The 17,510-nt window shown below is 51.4% G+C and carries 15 protein-coding genes; 2 read left to right on the forward strand and 13 right to left on the reverse strand.

Translation table 11 applies throughout. The annotated features are described in order from the left end of the window. Window positions 1–254 precede the first annotated feature (254 nt). Complete coding sequence (locus SC127_RS05950; protein WP_332625766.1) at window positions 255–1,574, forward strand: methyl-accepting chemotaxis protein; 1,320 nt, start codon at window positions 255–257, stop codon at window positions 1,572–1,574. A 390-nt stretch (window positions 1,575–1,964) separates the two neighbouring features. Here SC127_RS05950 and mrdA read toward each other — a convergent pair whose 3' ends face one another. From mrdA to SC127_RS06015, 13 genes are all read right to left on the reverse strand, one after another. Beyond that, the gene (gene mrdA, locus SC127_RS05955; protein WP_332625768.1) at window positions 1,965–3,845 is read right to left on the reverse strand and encodes a penicillin-binding protein 2; all 1,881 of its coding nucleotides are present in this window, start codon (window positions 3,843–3,845) and stop codon (window positions 1,965–1,967) included. A 473-nt stretch (window positions 3,846–4,318) separates the two neighbouring features. Next, window positions 4,319–5,032, reverse strand: coding sequence for a purine-nucleoside phosphorylase (gene deoD, locus SC127_RS05960; RefSeq protein WP_215845615.1), 714 nt, complete (start codon window positions 5,030–5,032; stop codon window positions 4,319–4,321). A 28-nt stretch (window positions 5,033–5,060) separates the two neighbouring features. Beyond that, window positions 5,061–6,284, reverse strand: a complete 1,224-nt coding sequence (gene deoB, locus SC127_RS05965; RefSeq protein WP_243078970.1) for a phosphopentomutase — start codon at window positions 6,282–6,284, stop codon at window positions 5,061–5,063. A 93-nt stretch (window positions 6,285–6,377) separates the two neighbouring features. Next, window positions 6,378–7,706 (reverse strand): thymidine phosphorylase, encoded by a 1,329-nt coding sequence (deoA, locus tag SC127_RS05970; protein ID WP_243078969.1) that lies wholly within the window; start codon window positions 7,704–7,706, stop codon window positions 6,378–6,380. Between the two features lie 61 nt (window positions 7,707–7,767). Then, entirely contained in the window at window positions 7,768–8,547 is a 780-nt protein-coding gene (gene deoC / locus SC127_RS05975; protein ID WP_215845614.1) for a deoxyribose-phosphate aldolase, read from the reverse strand. A gap of 350 nt (window positions 8,548–8,897) precedes the next feature. Continuing rightward, a complete protein-coding gene (locus tag SC127_RS05980) occupies window positions 8,898–9,674 on the reverse strand; it encodes a TatD family hydrolase (RefSeq protein ID WP_243078967.1) in 777 nt (258 codons plus the stop codon). Then, entirely contained in the window at window positions 9,671–10,723 is a 1,053-nt protein-coding gene (locus tag SC127_RS05985) for a patatin-like phospholipase family protein (protein WP_243078966.1), read from the reverse strand. The genes SC127_RS05980 and SC127_RS05985 overlap by 4 nt, the downstream gene beginning before the upstream one ends. Window positions 10,724–10,952: 229 nt before the next feature. Next, window positions 10,953–11,114 (reverse strand): DUF1328 domain-containing protein, encoded by a 162-nt coding sequence (locus SC127_RS05990; RefSeq protein WP_003848537.1) that lies wholly within the window; start codon window positions 11,112–11,114, stop codon window positions 10,953–10,955. Between the two features lie 98 nt (window positions 11,115–11,212). Further along, window positions 11,213–11,827, reverse strand: coding sequence for a molecular chaperone OsmY (gene osmY / locus SC127_RS05995; RefSeq protein ID WP_215848218.1), 615 nt, complete (start codon window positions 11,825–11,827; stop codon window positions 11,213–11,215). A gap of 383 nt (window positions 11,828–12,210) precedes the next feature. Continuing rightward, window positions 12,211–13,797, reverse strand: a complete 1,587-nt coding sequence (gene prfC / locus SC127_RS06000; protein WP_370661480.1) for a peptide chain release factor 3 — start codon at window positions 13,795–13,797, stop codon at window positions 12,211–12,213. A 436-nt stretch (window positions 13,798–14,233) separates the two neighbouring features. Continuing rightward, on the reverse strand, window positions 14,234–15,337 hold the full coding sequence (locus SC127_RS06005; RefSeq protein WP_332625776.1) for a M20 peptidase aminoacylase family protein: 1,104 nt from the start codon (window positions 15,335–15,337) through the stop codon (window positions 14,234–14,236). Between the two features lie 10 nt (window positions 15,338–15,347). Then, a complete protein-coding gene (locus SC127_RS06010) occupies window positions 15,348–15,821 on the reverse strand; it encodes a YjiG family protein (protein WP_243078964.1) in 474 nt (157 codons plus the stop codon). Further along, complete coding sequence (locus tag SC127_RS06015) at window positions 15,811–16,482, reverse strand: nucleoside recognition domain-containing protein (protein ID WP_332625779.1); 672 nt, start codon at window positions 16,480–16,482, stop codon at window positions 15,811–15,813. The genes SC127_RS06010 and SC127_RS06015 overlap by 11 nt, the downstream gene beginning before the upstream one ends. Before the next feature lie 495 nt (window positions 16,483–16,977). Between SC127_RS06015 and ftnA the strand changes: the two genes are divergently transcribed. Continuing rightward, a complete protein-coding gene (gene ftnA, locus SC127_RS06020; protein WP_215845609.1) occupies window positions 16,978–17,484 on the forward strand; it encodes a non-heme ferritin in 507 nt (168 codons plus the stop codon). Window positions 17,485–17,510: the final 26 nt, after the last annotated feature.

Here is a 17,510-nt window from a genome sequence, read left to right on the forward strand (position 1 = left end):
ATCGAACCAGGGACACGGGGATTTTCAATCCCCTGCTCTACCGACTGAGCTATTCGGGCAACGGGGCGCATTAAACCCTAACTGACTTTTAGCGTCAAACGCTTTTAACAAAATTGAAATCGACTGACGCCTTTTCCATCAACCCTAAGAATCATGGGTGAAATTTTGTGTAAACAAGTCGACATCCGCTGAATTTTTAAACGCAACCGCCGATAAAATGTAATGAAGACTAACACTAATAAAAAGGTTCAACCATGTTCTCCACCATTACATCAGGAGTCGTTTCACGCCTTGCCTGGCAAAAGCGTGCGCACTCATCGGCAACAATGCATTCATTAAAAGATTCGATTGCTATGATCGAATTCTCACCAGAAGGCACCATTCTCACCGCCAACACGCTGTTTCTTGAGCGTATGGGTTATACGCTGGATGAAATCAAAGGCCAGCATCACAGCATGTTTTGTACGCCCGATCTGCTTCAATCCAGAGCGTATCGCGATTTCTGGCAGCGGTTGAATCGCGGCGAAAGTTTCAGCGATAAGTTTCTGCGCGTAGCCAAAAACAGTCTACCGGTGTGGCTCGAAGCCAACTATGTGCCGGTACAAGATCGCAGCGGCCGCGTGTTTAAAATTGTCAAACTCGCCAACGATATCACCGAACATATTATTGATGCGCAAGAGCAGCGTTCAATGACCACCGCTATCGAGCGATCAATGGCGGTGATTGCTTTTAACCTGAAAGGCGAAGTGCTCAAAGCCAACGATAACTTTCTTAAAACCATGGGTTATCGCATCGATGAAATCAAGGGAGTGCATCACAGCATATTTTGCTCGGCAGAGATGCGTACAAGCGCCGAATACAAAGCACTTTGGCAACAGTTGAACCGGGGTGAATTTGTCTCTGGTCAGTTTCCACGCGTTGATAAGCAAGGCCGCACCCTGTGGTTGCGAGCAACCTACAATCCGGTTTTCAACGAAAACGGTGAGCTGTATAAAGTGGTGAAATTTGCCACTGATGTCACCGCACAGGTTGAGAAAAACCAGCAAGAGCGTAAAGCTGCACAGCAGGCTTATCAAACTGCGCTGCAAACCAGTGAAAGCACCAAACTGGGCGCTGACGTTATTGCTAACAGCGTGCAAACCATGAACGAACTGGCAGGCGAGTTACACGGTATTTCGGGGGATATCTCAGGTCTGAGCGATTCATCCGATCGCATTGGCTTTATCGTTGAGAGCATTCGCCGTATTGCTGATCAAACCAATCTGCTGGCCCTTAATGCTGCAGTTGAAGCTGCACGTGCCGGAACGCATGGACGTAGCTTTGCCGTTGTCGCTAATGAAGTACGCACTCTGGCTGCTAATATTAACCGTGCCACCACGGAAATTGAGAACAGGGTGCAGCAGAACCATCTACTGGCGAATAAGGCGTTAAAAGGAATTGAATCCAACCTTAAACGCGCCGATCAAGGTGTGATCCTCGCACAGGAAGCGGGCGGCATGATTGCCGATATCCGCAACAGTTCTACCGAAGTGGTTCGTGCCATTAGCCACGTCACTGAAGCGCTTAAAAAATAGGGTAAACAGCCGGTAGCCAACCGGCTGTTTTTATCTTTATCCCACCTCTATTTTTGCTACGCCCCGCAGCACGGGTAATGAGATCGTTACGTCTGGTCTTCATGCCTTGACCTGAGTAAGAGCCTGGAAACTTTCGACATACAATCGCTCTTACTAATGCGCCTGATACCTGAATTAGAAGCTCAACGTGTGACGTTGCTTATTGATTAGGCGAAGCTTTCAAGACCTTATACTTCAAATATATTTAATTCTTTTTTTTGCCAGTCATTTAAACTGGCGCTGTAAAAACAGCATCAATTCAATAAAATTTATTAAACCCACATCGCCCATAATTTAAGTAAAAAATGAGAACGGATATAGTTTAATTAAAAAAGGGGCTAAGCCCCTTTTTTATGGCTTCTGCTGCGCCATTTGCACCGGCGGTGGCGTGGTCGGCGGAATGAATATGTGATCAAGAATCTGCCGCATGACGGGTGCGGCCGTTACGCCTTCGCCGCCGCCATTCTCCAGAATCAAGGCAACTGCCACTTTGGGATCGTTGAATGGCGCAAACGCGGTGTAGAAAATATGGTCACGTAAGCGAACCGGAATCATTTTGGCATTATAAGTTTGGTTCTGTTTCAGGCTAAACACCTGCGAGGTGCCGCTCTTGGCTGCAATGCCATACGGCGCAGTGTGAAAGTATTTATAACCGGTGCCGTTTGGCGCATTCGCCATGCCAAACATCGCGTGGCGCACCAGCGACCAGTAAGGTGAATTAGCCTCACCAACCTGGGCTTGCGGCAGCTTCGGTTGATACATCTCAACCAGCTTACCACGCTGCGTTTTCTCCAGCAGATGCGGTGCGATTACGTGACCATTGTTAATCAGCGTGACCATCGCTTTAACCATTTGAATCGGCGTCGCTATCCAATAGCCTTGCCCAATGCCTACCGATACCGTATCGCCTTGATACCACCCTTTTTTATGGACCTTCAGCTTCCATTCACGGCTCGGTAACAGGCCGTTATACTCTTCGTTCAAATCGATGCCGGTGGGTTTGCCGTAACCAAACTGGCTGAGCATGGTGTGAATACGGTCGATGCCCATCATAAACGCCACCTGATAGAAGAAGGTGTCGGCAGATTCCTCAATCGCTTTAGTGACATCCAACATGCCGTGACCGCTCTTTTTCCAGTCACGATAACGCCGATCGGTGCCGGGCAACGTCCAGGTTGGTGCGCCAAAGAAACTGGTTTGCGGCGTAATCACTTTTGTCAGCAGCGCCGACATCGCCATATAAGGTTTAACCGTCGAGGCCGGAGGATAAAGACCTTGAGTAACGCGGTTGATCAGCGGCAGGTTTTTATCCTGTAGCAGCGTTTCATAGGCTTTATAGCTGATGCCTTTGACGAAAGGATTCGGATCGTAGCTGGGGCTGGAAACCATCGCCAGCACCGATCCATCATGAGGATCTTCAATTAATAGCGCCGCACGCTGACCCGCAAGCAGGCTTTCAACATACTGTTGCAGGTGCAGATCCAGCGTCAGCGTAATGTTTTTACCCGCAAGCGGTGGCACTTCTTTTAGCACTCGCACAATGCGTCCGTGGTTATCCACTTCCACTTCCTGATAACCCGTTTTACCGTGCAGCACCGACTCGTAATACCCTTCAATTCCCTGCTTGCCGATGTTGTGATCGGCTGCGTAGTTTTCCGCTATGCCCTGCTCATTCAGCCGTTTGTAGTCGTTATCATTGATTTTAGAGACATAACCGAGCACATGCGCTAAATCAGCGCCATAAGGATATTGGCGGTCCTGATAAGTATCGATACTAACGCCGGTGAAGTTGAACTGATTTACTGAGAAACGGGCAACCTGTTCGTCGGTGAGCTCGGATTTCAAGATCACGGGCTTGTAACGGCTGCTCTGTTTTAGCGTGCGTTGGAAGCTTTCCAGGTCGTCGGGTGTGAGATCAACCAGTGGCGTCAACGCTTTCAGCGTGGCTTGCATGTCGTTGATTTTATAGGGCGTCAGCGTGATGTCGTACCAGGAAACATTGCGCACCAAAGGAATGCCGTTGCGATCGTAAATCAACCCGCGCGTTGGGGCGATTGGGATCATTTTGATATCGTTTTGATTGGATCGCGTCTGGTAATAGCTGTGATCGCGCACCTGTAAACGATACAGGTTGATACCCAGAACAGTAAAACAGATAACGACCAGCGCAAAGGCCGCCGCCGCGCGACGGACAAACAGCTTTTCTTCAGCTTCGAAATTACGAAAATTCATCAGGAGGCATTATTTAGCGGTGTGTTTATTATTCGTTGTCGCGCTAATGATAAAGCGCTCTCCTCACAGCGCCAGCGCGAAGATGCACAAGCTTGGGCAAAAGTGTGTCATTTAATGAAGATGTTACGAGATGGAAGGTGCGCGCTGTCCCCCATCCCGGCCTTCCCCCGCAAAGCGGGGGAAGGAGACGCTGCCACATTTAGCTTCAATACTCGCATATGGCAGCGTCTTCCTCCCCCACGCGTGGGGGAGGACTGAGGTGGGGGACAAACGACCTCGCACTTAAGAGGACCGAGGTGGGGGACAAACTATCTCATCTGCGCGCTGTCCCCCATCCCGGCCTTCCCCCGCGAAGCGGGGGAAGGAGACGCTGCCACATTTAACTTCAATACTCGCATATGGCAGCGTCTTCCTCCCCCACGCGTGGGGGAGGACTGAGGTGGGGGACAAACGATCCCGCACTTAACGCGCGATTAATCGCCCAGCAAGACAGACTCTAATGCGATCTTAATCATGTCGTTAAAGGTGGTCTGACGCTCAGCCGCAGTGGTCTGCTCGTGCGTGCGAATATGGTCAGAAACGGTACAAATAGTCAGCGCTTTAGCGCCAAATTCCGCTGCTACGCCGTAAATGCCCGCCGCTTCCATTTCCACGCCGAGGATGCCGTACTTCTCCATCACGTCGAACATTTGTGGATCTGGGGTATAGAAAAGATCCGCAGAAAAGATGTTACCTACGCGCGCATCAACGCCCAGGTTTTTAGCCGCGTCAACCGCGTTGCGCACCATGTCAAAGTCAGCAATCGCTGCAAAGTCATGATCTTTAAAACGCATACGGTTCACTTTCGAATCGGTACATGCACCCATACCAATCACGATATCACGCAGTTTCACATCTGCACGTACCGCGCCGCAGGAACCCACACGAATAATCTTTTTCACGCCGAAATCGGTGATCAGCTCTTTGGTGTAGATCGAGCAAGACGGAATGCCCATGCCGTGACCCATCACCGAAATTTTGCGACCTTTGTACGTGCCGGTGTAACCCAACATGCCGCGCACGTTGTTCACTTCAACCGGGTTCTCCAGAAAGGTTTCTGCAATGTGCTTGGCGCGCAGCGGATCGCCAGGCATCAGTACGACGTCCGCGAAATCACCCATTTCTGCATTAATGTGAGGAGTTGCCATTGTTCGTTATCCTTTTTAAATAGCTGCTTTACAGCATGTTCTTGCCGTAGTCCATGCTGGACAGGCCAAAATAGTGTGCAATTGTCTGGCCGATATCCGCGAAGGTATCGCGGTAGCCAAGCGAGCCAGGCTCTACTTTAGGGCCGTAGATCAGAATGGGAATGTGCTCGCGCGTATGTTCAGTGCCTTCCCAGGTAGGATCGCAGCCGTGATCGGCGGTCAGGATCAAAATGTCATCTTCTTCCACCAATGCCATCAGCTCCGGCAGACGACGATCAAACAGCTCCAGCCCCCCTGCGTAACCGGCAACATCACGACGATGTCCCCACGTTGAGTCAAAATCAACGAAGTTAGTAAACACAATGGATTGATCAGGCGCTTGCTTCATCTCTTTGATCGTGGCATCAAACAGCGCATCAAGTCCGGTGGCTTTAACCTTTTTGGTAATGCCTTGCTCGGCGTAAATATCCGCAATTTTACCCACGGAAATCACGTGACCGCCCTTCTCATCTACCAGTTTTTTCAGCATGGTCGCCGATGGCGGTTCCACAGCTAAATCGTGGCGATTGCCGGTACGCTCAAAATGCCCCGCTTTATCGCCCACAAACGGACGAGCAATCACACGGCCGATGTTGTAGCCCCCTTCGGTCAACTCTTCGCGCGCGATTTCACACAGCGCATAGAGGCGATCCAGGCCAAACGTCTCTTCGTGACAAGCGATTTGGAACACGGAATCCGCAGAGGTGTAGAAAATCGGCTTGCCCGATTTCATGTGCTCTTCGCCCAGTTGGTCGAGGATCACCGTACCCGATGAGTGGCAGTTGCCGAGATAGCCCGGTAACTCTGCGCGCTCAACCAGTTTATCCAGCAATTCCTGCGGGAAACTGTTTTCTTTGTCGCTGAAGTAACCCCAGTCGAACAAAACCGGCACACCGGCAATTTCCCAGTGGCCAGATGGCGTATCTTTACCGGAAGAGAGTTCGCTGGCGAAAGCATAAGCGCCAGTGATTTTTGCCTCTGGATCGAGGCCAGCCGGGAAGCGTCCGGTAGATAATTCTGCGGCTTTACCCAAACCTAATGCGGTCAGATTCGGCAGATGCAACGGACCTTTGCGTCCTTTGTCCGCTTCACCTTTTAAACAGGCTTCAGCGATATGGCCTAAAGTGTCTGAACCTGCGTCACCGAATTTTTCAGCGTCTTTGCTGGAGCCGATTCCAAAGGAGTCGAGAACCATTATAAAAGCACGTTTCATGCAAGTCTCCTGCGCCTGTGCGCGTGACAAGTCAAAAAAAAGCGATCAGATCAGTATACCCGAATGCTTTGCGGCTGGCACCGATTGTATTATTTAACCGGCTTCAGTCACGCGGCGATAGACCACCGGCGTGGCGGCGGGCGCCCTGTCGCTGAGTTTAATGGCGGCTTTAAGGGCTTTTGCCGCTTGCTGCCAGTTAGCTTCGCTGCTGGCATGAATCACCGCCAGCGGTCGCTCGGTATCGGCACGCTCGCCGAGCATGATCATGTCGCTCAGGCCAACGCTATAATCGATGCTGTCGCTGGCCCGTTGACGCCCGCCGCCCATGCCCACCACGGCCATGCCAAGCGCACGCGTATCCATGCTGCTAACAATACCGGGCTGATCGGCGTAAACCGCTTTACTTAGCGTGGGTGCCGGCAGATAAGCATCGTAACGCTCAACAAAGTCGACTGGCCCTTTCTGCGCGGCCACCATGCGACCAAAAATCTCCGCAGCAGCGCCGTTGTCCAGCACCTGCATCAGTTTTTGACGCGCTTCGGCGTCATCTGCCGCCAGTTTGCCCGAGATCAGCATCTCGCTGCACAGCGCCAGCGTCACTTCCAGCAGGCGTGGATTACGCTGCTGGCCGGTGAGGAAACGCACCGCTTCACGCACTTCCAGCGCATTCCCGGCGGTAGACGCCAGCACTTGATTCATATCGGTAAGCAGCGCCGTGGTTTTACAACCCGCGCCATTGGCCACACCAACAATCGCCTGCGCCAGGTTTTCCGAGGCTTCGTAAGTGGGCATGAAAGCACCGGAACCGACTTTCACATCCATCACCAGCGCATCTAAACCTTCGGCGAGCTTTTTCGCCAGAATCGACGCAGTGATCAGCGGAATAGAGTCAACGGTGGCGGTGATATCGCGCGTGGCGTAAAAGCGTTTGTCAGCCGGTGCCAGTGAATTAGTCTGACCGATAATTGCGACGCCGACTTCCTTGATGATCTGGCGGAAGCGATCGTCGCTCGGGAAGATGTCAAAACCGGGAATTGCTTCCAGCTTATCCAGTGTGCCGCCCGTATGCCCAAGGCCGCGTCCGGAGATCATCGGAATGTAACCGCCGCAGGCAGCCACCATGGGGCCAAGCATCAGTGACGTAACATCACCTACGCCGCCGGTTGAGTGCTTGTCGACCAGCGGACCATTTAAATTCAGTGATTTCCAGTTCAATACCGTACCGGAATCACGCATTGCCATGGTTAACGCCACACGTTCAGGCAGCGTCATATCGTGAAAATAGATGGTCATCGCCAGCGCGGCAATCTGACCTTCGGAAACGCTGTTATCGCGCACGCCGTTGATGAAAAAGCGAATCTCTTCTTCACTCAGCGCGTGGCCGTCACGTTTTTTGCGGATGATTTCTTGAGCCAGGAACAAGGTAGCCCCCTTACAAAGGGAAGGTCGGTGTTAGAAAGGCGGCCAATGACCGCCTAAAGAATTAATAACCGGATTTGCTGGTTTCGCTGTTATGGCCCAGCGTATTCAGCAGGTTAGCCAGCAGGCTGGAAGCACCAAAGCGGAAATGGCGCGCATCGGCCCACTCGGCGCCCAGCGTCTCTTCCGCTATCTGAAGATAGATCGCAGCATCTTCCGCCGTACGCACGCCGCCAGCGGGCTTGAAGCCAACTTGCTGCTTCACGCCTTTATCGCGAATGACACTCATCATGATCTGCGCCACTTCCGGCGTCGCGTTAACCGGTACTTTACCGGTTGAGGTTTTGATGAAGTCTGCACCCGCATCAATGGCAATTTCAGAAGCCTGACGAATCAAGGCTTCTTCTTTAAGTTCGCCCGTTTCGATAATCACTTTCAGCAGCACATCCGCTGCGGCACAAGCTTCTTTACAGGCTTTCACCAGATCAAAACCGATCTGCGTATTGCCGGCGATCAGCGCACGGTAAGGAAATACCACATCGACTTCATCGGCACCGTAAGCAATGGCGGCGCGGGTTTCAGCCAGCGCGATATCGATATCATCATTGCCGTGTGGAAAATTGGTCACGGTCGCAATGCGAATCTCTGGCGTACCCTGCTCGCGCAGCGTTTTGCGTGCAACAGGAATAAAGCGCGGATAAATACAAATCGCGGCCGTGTTGCCAGCCGGTGACTTCGCCTGATGGCACAGCGCAATGACTTTTGCGTCGGTGTCATCTTCATTCAGCGTGGTTAAATCCATCAGTTTCAGCGCGCGCAGTGCTTGCGCTTTAATATCGGTCATGATGCTCTCCAACAGGTTCGGTCGCGGCCAGCAAGCGGGCCGAGTGAATGTGATAATACTAACAAATGCAGCCGATGGTTTATGTGGTGAGAGTCACATCAAGGTAAGATCAGACTGCAAATTCGGTACTGATAGAGTGATATATATCACAAATAACAGCTTGCCAGCGTAACAATACGCCAACAGCGACAATGTTATTATTATCACATTTGCTGAATAATCGTGCCAGTATTTGTATTCAGCTTAGTCAATCACACGGCCGAATGTGGGAAAGAAGGATTATAGCTGTATGCCGCACAGCAGAAGATGAATTGCCTGAGCAAGATTCAGTGATTTCAATGATTTAGGATTTAGCGGGGGAACCGAAATACCGTTTGGCTGTTTAGCCACAGTGCATCGGCAATCTGCTGCGGGGATTCATTGCGCAGGCTACACAGCGTTTCCCACACCAGACGTGCCCGTTCGGGACGATTGGGCTGGCCCTGAAAGCCGTTTAACGGCATATCCGGTGCATCGGTTTCCAGTAACAGCGATTCCAGCGGTAACTGGGCAATGGTCTGGCGAGTTTTACTGGCGCGTTCATACGTAATGGTGCCGCCCACGCCAATAGCGTAACCAAGTTTGATAAACGCCTGCGCCTGCTGCAGGCTGCCAGCAAATCCATGCACCACGCCGCGCCGGGGCAAGTCGTGGCGGCGCAGATGCAGTGCGAGCTTGTCGTGCGTGCGACGTGAATGCAAAATGACCGGCAGATCGTAGTTTTTTGCCAGCCTGAGCTGTTCATCTAGCAAACGCTCTTGCTTGTCGAATTGCGGATCCTCGCGATAGAGATCCAATCCGATCTCACCAATCGCCACCAGCTTTTCGGGTGGCTGCTTGAGGTAGGCTTCCAATTTATCCAGATGCACATCCTGGTGCGACTCAATTACAATCGGATGCAGACCCAACGCGGCATAGAGCGCCGGATGATCGGCAGCCAGCTGGCACACCACGGCGAAACGGCTGACATCCACCGCAGGCACAATGATTTTTTCTACGCCCGCTTCGGCGGCGCGGGCGATGCTCTGTTCCGCATCATCAACGAAGGGCGGAAAATCGAAGTGACAATGGGTGTCGATAAATCTCATGCCAGCGATCCTTTATCGTAATCGGCGTCGTTACCCGCCAACGGCGGCGTGATGATGGCACGCGTGTCCGGCGCGTTCGCTACCGGCGCAGGCGGCGTAATTGCCGCATGCTGCATAAACGGCTCGGCATCACTCAACCATTGTCCCAGCGTGGCGAGAAAGTAGCGACCACAACGACGTCCCAAATGGTAATCCTGATTCAGCGACGATATGCGGCTACCTAACGCATTGCTGGCCAGCGCACGCGGCGGAAAGATCTCAATAATACGTAAGTTATCGGGCGGCTGTTCGATGAATTGCTGAATTTCCCGATAACTCTGCTCATGATGATTAAGCACATGGATCATCGGCTTCAGCGCGCTTTCACCTAACCAACGCTCCATCCGTTTGAACCACTTAGGCGTATAAGACATTTGCGACGGCACAGTGCGTATCACCACAATGGTATCTGCGCCGCGCTTCGCCGCTTCCCGCACCGGAATGGCGTCGCTGATACCGCCATCCAGATAACTGATGCCTTCAAGATCAACCCCAAGCCGGTAAAAGCCAGGGATCGCGCTTGACGCTTTAATGATGTTTAGCCAGTTGTCGCGGGTAGGCGCAAAGTAGCCCGGTGAATAGTCGTCGCTGCGGCACGCACACATATAAAACTCGCGGCCGCTGCTGAACAGGTTTTGCGCAGTGGCCATTTCAAGCGGGAATTCACTGCGGGTGGTTTCAATGAGCCAATCAAGATCGATCAGATTGCCGCCACGCACAAAACGCAGGGGATCAAAAAAGAGTTTACTGGTGGTGTAACGCGTAATAACGCGGCGAGCGTAGCCTGGTTGCGCGCAGACAAATGCTGACAAGTTTTGCGCACCCGCGGAGGTGCCAAGCATTAAGTGAAAGGGATTGAAGTTAGCGCGTTGAAATTCATCTAGTACACCGGCAGTAAAGATGCCGCGTTGTCCGCCACCTTCACACACCAACGCCATTTTTTTTGCTTTGAACGGTGTAAGCGCAAGGGGTTCGATCGCCCCAAGTGTGACAGGTATGCGTATGCCCAATGTCTGAACCTCGAAAGGGGTTCTCGGTCAGAATGGCTGAGGGATTTTTTCCGTTGTTGTTCGCAGCATTCCGGAGAACCAGTCATGATTTCCTTAACCGGGCAGGCGGCTTAATGCCGCCTGCCCATTGTAGCGTGATGAGGATTTCCGTTCCTCACACCTTTCGCTACAGATGACTGGTCTCCGCTTTATGCGTACTTGGTTCGCATTAAACTGCAAGACTCATCGGCTAAAGTTTTTTACGGCCAGTGAACAGGCTGATGAGGAACAGGATAATACCAACAACGAAGACAACTTTAGCCGCCCATGCTGCTGTGCCGGCTAAACCACCAAAACCTAACGCTGCGGCAATCAGCGCGATTACCAGAAAAATAATGCCCCAACGAAACATAAGCCTCTCCTTACCAATAGTGAAAATCGAACTGCTTATTTGAGCCCAGGATGGGTTTTCTTATTCGTGCGGCATTCGAAAATGCCGCACGTTCACCATTAAGATTTAACCGTCAGGTCATTCTTAACGCTTTTCACGCCTTCGATAGCTTTTGCGATACCTTCAGCACGATCTGATTGAGCTTTGTTCTCAACGGTACCTGAGAGCTGAACAACGCCATCGGTTGTTTCAACTTTCACCTTGCGCGACGGAACAATGTCATCCGCTAATAGCTTAGCTTTAATTTCGCTGGTTGTTGCAGCATCGCCTGCATAACCTTTCATTGACTGAGATTTGCTGTCTCTAACGTGTAGTTTATCGCTGACGGATTTAACACCTTCAACCTTCTGCACCAGGGCCACCGCTTTTTCAGCCTGATCCTGTGAAGTGACAAAACCGCTTAACGTCACAACGCCTTGATGCGTTTCAACTGAGATATCCGTACTTTTAATGGCTTCGTCATCTACCAGAGCGGCTTTAGCTTTGGCAGTTACGCCGCTGTCGTCCATAAAACCATCGACTTTTTTCATAGAACTATCGATTTTCGAACCCGTGCTGTCTGCAGTCTGCTGTGCTTTTTGCGACATTGAATCTTCAGCCAGCGCGCTGCCGCTCAGTAAAGCAGAACCTACCATCGCGGCAATCAGGGTTTTAGCAATCTTAGTATTCTTCATCGATATATTCCTTCTATCAGTTAACTCACCCACAACCGTAGGCGCGACAGTAGCAAACGGCGCTACTGCAATACTGGACGCAAGGAGAAGAAACGTCTCTTTCGCCGTCCGATAGAACAATGATAGTCGGTATTTTGGAGTTTGCCGGAGTAACTGGTTGATAGCTGGTCGAAATAGGCGAAACGGTGTGTTTTTAGGAAGAGTCTGTAACAGGGGAAAACAGAGCCACTCTTAAGTATACCCATCCACCTTCAAGCGGCAGAGGCGTTAACGGCTGTTTCTCACCCGAATCACCTACAACGGTAAGATCATCGGGCTTTACGCGTTTGCCGCCTTGCTGCAACTCGAATTATTTAGCGTATAGAATGGCTACTGTGAAACGATTAATGCTCGCGTGTTTTGCGGAATTTCACTTCAGGATAACGTTCCTGAGTGATGTTCAAATTCACCATGGTGGGCGCGATATAAGTCAGATTATCGCCGCCATCCAACGCGAGGTTAACCTCATTTTTACGTTGGAATTCTTCGAACTTCTTCGCATCGCTGCATTCAACCCAACGCGCGGTCGACACGTTGATCGCTTCATAAATCGCTTCAACGTTGTATTCACTCTTCAGGCGCGCGACGACCACGTCGAACTGCAACACACCAACCGCACCCACAATCAGATCGTTGTTATGTACAGGACGGAACACTTGTACCGCGCCCTCTTCAGAGAGCTGAACCAAGCCTTTCAGCAGCTGTTTCTGCTTGAGCGGATCGCGCAGACGAATGCGGCGGAACAGCTCTGGCGCGAAGTTCGGAATGCCGGTGAACTTCATGTTTTCACCTTGGGTAAAGGTGTCGCCAATCTGAATGGTACCGTGGTTGTGCAGCCCGATGATATCGCCCGGATACGCTTCTTCAACGTGAGAACGGTCGCCTGCCATGAACGTTAGCGCATCGGCAATGACCACGTCTTTTCCGGTCCGAACCTGACGCAGTTTCATGCCTTTTTCATATTTACCGGAGACCACACGCATGAACGCTACACGGTCGCGATGTTTTGGATCCATATTGGCCTGGATCTTAAACACGAAGCCGGTGAACTTCTCTTCTTTAGCTTCGACTACGCGGGTGTCGGTTTTGCGCGGCATTGGCGTAGGTGCCCAGGCAACTAAACCATCCAGCATATGATCCACACCGAAGTTACCTAACGCGGTGCCGAAGAACACCGGCGACAGCTTGCCTGCAAGAAAAGCTTCGCGCTCGAACTCGTGCGAAGCGCCCTGCACCAGCTCCAGCTCTTCACGCAGCTGAGCAGCCAGCTCTTCACCGATCGCTGCATCAAGATCGGGGTTATCCAGTCCTTTTACAACGCGCACTTCCTGAATGGTGTGACCTTTACCGGTCTGGTAGAGATAGGTTTCATCGTTATAAAGGTGATAAACACCTTTAAACAATTTGCCGCAGCCAATTGGCCAGGTAATGGGCGCGCAGGCAATTTTCAGCTCGCTCTCAACTTCATCCAGCACTTCCATCGGATCGCGGATGTCACGGTCAAGTTTGTTCATGAAAGTCAGGATCGGCGTATCGCGCAGACGTGTTACTTCCATCAACTTACGGGTACGATCCTCGACGCCTTTCGCGGCATCAATCACCATCAAACAGCAGTCAACGGCGGTTAGCGTGCGGTAAGTATCTTCCGAGAAGTCTTCGTGTCCTGGGGTATCCAGCAGGTTAACCAGGCTATCACGATACGGGAACTGCATCACTGAGGTGGTGATGGAGATGCCGCGCTGTTTCTCCATTTCCATCCAGTCAGATTTGGCGTGCTGGTTGGAGCCACGGCCTTTTACTGTACCGGCGGTTTGGATTGCTTGTCCGAACAGCAAGACTTTTTCGGTAATAGTGGTTTTACCGGCATCGGGGTGCGAGATGATCGCGAAGGTGCGGCGGCGTGCCACCTCTTCTAAAATGGGATTAGACATGAGTGAATTCTTCTCAACGGGGCAGCGCGGCGGCATAGTGTATTGCCAGGCGCTGCTGATAAATCACGATGGCCGGTAGAACCTTACCGGCAGGTAATCGGTGCCGAATGCGATTATTTTTCGTCGGCATTTAAGCGCGAAGTTACATTGGCGGCAATCCCGGTTACCCAGTCAGCATTAAGGCGGCATAGCATACAATATTTTGTTGGCGCGGCCTACAGGCTGTTGCGGTGAGGTAGAGTGAATGTGTGAGGTGTGCGCTATCCCCGTGAGGTGCGCGCTATCCCCTATCCCGGCCTTCCCCCGCGAAGCAGAGGAAGGAGACGCTGCCGCATGCGAGTTACGAGCTAACATAAAGCAGCATCTCCCTCCTCATTTATGGGGGAGGATTGAGGTGAGGGCAAACGACCTCGCCCCCAAAAAAGCACCATCCCGCTTATCCCAGCACTTTACCCACGCATGATTTAAAAATCTTAACGCCAATCTCCAGCGAGCTCAGGTCAAAATGCATATCAGGATGATGCAGCCCCGGCACCAAATTCGTCCCTAATCCCCAGAAACCGGCTTTCACGCCCGGACGCTTCACGGGGTAATAGAAAAAGTCTTCACTGCCAGGCGTGGTTTTAGTGTCCAGTAAGCCATCTTCCCCCAACACATCAACAATTGCGTCACGAATAATCGCTGTCGCCTCGTCATGAATTTCTGCGGCAGGCATCTCTTTCAACACGACTACGTCAGCCTGAGCGCCCAGCGCAGCCACGCTGTTAATAATGGCTTGCGTCACCTTCTCTTTCAGCAACATCATTGGCCCATTCTCTTGTGAACGCAGATCCCAGACTACGCGCGCTTCATCGGGCACTGAGTTGGTGACGCCAGCATCGCACAGAAAACGCGTTGCTTTTACACTCCAGTTTAAACCAGGCGACAGATGAATAGTGTTCACTGCCTGCACCGCCTGAACCGCGGCATCCAGCGCGTTAACGCCCAAATGTGGACGCGCCGCATGAGCAGGCTGACCTTTAATCGTCGCTTCTAGCGTGCTGCAAGCGGAATAGAGCACCGCGGGCACCGCCTGCCCTACAACACACTCTTCCAGCGGACGAACGTGGAAACCAAAAATCATGTCCACATCGTCAATCGCGCCGCCTTCAACCATGGCCAGCGCACCGGCGCCCAGCTCTTCCGCAGGTTGAAACAGAATTTTTAGCCGCCCACGTTTTACCGCACCCTCTTTTAATAATTCCTGCGCGGCGGTAAGCACCACGGAAGAGTGACCATCATGTCCGCAGGTATGTCGCGCACACGGCACGCCGTCAATGATATGGCCAAGCGCGTCCATATCGGCACGCAGCGCCAGCACCGGGCCAGGCACGCCGCTGTCAATTTCCGCCACAATGCCGGTGGTGTTATTGATGCCGCGCGTGACTTTTAAACCCGCTTTTTCCAGCTGGTCGGCGATATACGCTGAGGTTTTGATCTCTTCAAATCCCAGCTCCGGGATTTCGTGCAGATAATGGTAATGCTCTAAAACGTTAGACACGGCTTCTCTCCTAGACAAACAGGCGCATAACAAACATGGCAATCAGCGCGTTGACGATGCTCACCAGCATCAGCAGCGGCCAGTATTTTTTGGGTACATCCGCAACGCCCAGCAGGCGTCCCATATATTGCAGCTGCGAACCCATCAGGAAAATGGCAGGCGCTAAAATGGTGATATCCGCCCCCGTCAGCAAGCCTTTAGTCAACAGGCTAACCGCAACGCCGGTTCCGGCAGACGAGGAAAGCCACGCGGTGAGCAGCACGGTTATCGCTTCACCTGGCAGGCCAAACAGCCCCATCAACGGTTCAAATACGTGCCCCAGAAACTGCATGATGCCAAGCAGATTCAGCACTTCCGCCAACACATATGCCATCACCACATTCGGCATCAGGTTGTGAATGGCAATATGAAAGCCCTTGCGTGCACCCGTGACGAAAACATCGAAAGGATTTTGACTGACTTTGACGGCGTTATTATTTTCCATCGATGAAATCCTTCTTATAAACACTGTTTAACACGAAGCGGGTTATTGCCGCACCGACAAATTTCAGGACAAACATCAGCGCTAGCGGAATAATGATCGGCAGCGTCATGGAGGCAAACAGGGCTGAACCGATCGCAAAATAATTATTAATTAATCCGGCCCCGGAATATTGCCAGGCGCTCATCACCACAATGTCTATTTTCGTCACCTGTTTTTGGTCATACATCTCTTTGGTTAATGCCGCGCCCGCGTCGGTGCTTTGCAGATCCGTGATCAGTGCCAGGCCACAGCGTCCCGGTAATCCCATCAGCGGTTTTAATAAGGGGGTCAGCAGCTTGTGCGCCGCACGAATCGCGCCGTAATGGGTAAAGATTTCCAGCACGCCCAGCGCCAGCATCACCGTAGGTGTCAGAGAGAGCGCGAACAGGAATCCCGCTTTTGCACTCAGACCGCCCGCGCCGAGAAAGGTATTGCTGGCGGGATCTTTCATCGTACCGAAACTGCCGCCCAGCGTGGTGAAGTCAAAAGCGCCAAGCCATGACAGGCCATCAACTTTGTATAAGAGACCTGAAAAAAACAGAATGGCAAAGATCAGTGCCAGATAACTGCCTTTGCTAGCCGTAACCTTTTCTGACGTGGTTAATATATTTTCATCTGACATAACATCTCCTGCATTTTCAGCTTTGCCGTTATCTATCCAGCGACAAGTTGCAATATATGGAACTAAGTTCTAAGCAGGATTTATGCCAGAGACTGTTATTTACTGAGTTATGAAATTAATGTTTTCCCGTGCTGATAATTTTGGATAAATAACACCCAGCTTTAGCGGATTATTATTTATCTTTTTACTTTACCGTCATCGGTATTATTTCTGGATGAAATCATTTTGAAGAAAAATAAAACAGCTTTTCGCCAGACGCACTATTATTGAACAGTCGTGATGCACTAATAAGGTGCGGAGAAAGATAAGAGGCGACAAAGGCTAAAAACGGACAACAATGATAATCGCTCGCATTCAAAACGTGGAATAATTCTTTTTAAATCAATATGATAATCTAGCCGTTTTTAAGGAAAAGGCTTCACTTTCTTAACCGATTTGATGCATAATCCACCGCATCTCACCTGTTTAATTAACCTATTCTAAAAGGACGCGATCATGCTAACCGCCGAAATGACCGGGCGTTTGAACGACCAGTTAAATCTGGAATTTTTCTCCGCCAATCTTTATCTGCAGATGAGCGCCTGGTGCAGCGACAAAGGTTTTGAAGGTGCCGCCTCCTTCCTGAAAATGCACTCTCGTGAAGAGATGGAACACATGCAGCGCCTGTTTGATTACCTGAGTGATACGGGTGCCATGCCGGTTCTTGGCACTATCGCAGCACCGCCGGTTGCTTTCACCTCACTGAACGAAATTTTAGAGCAAGCGCTGGCACATGAGCAGCTTATCACCAGTAAAATCAATGAACTGGCGCATTTTTCGATGACCACGCAAGATTACTCCACCTTTAACTTCCTGCAATGGTATGTGTCTGAGCAGCACGAAGAAGAGAAGCTGTTCAAAACCGTGCTGGATAAACTGGCGCTGGTCAGCAACAGCGGTAACGGTTTGTTCCTGGTCGACAAAGATCTGGCACGCATGAGCACCGAAAACCACACCGCGTAATGCGAATCGGCCCACTGAAAAGTGGG

It is taken from the genome of Pantoea sp. T14 (assembly GCF_036663535.1).
Classification (GTDB): Bacteria; Pseudomonadota; Gammaproteobacteria; order Enterobacterales; family Enterobacteriaceae; genus Pantoea; species Pantoea phytostimulans.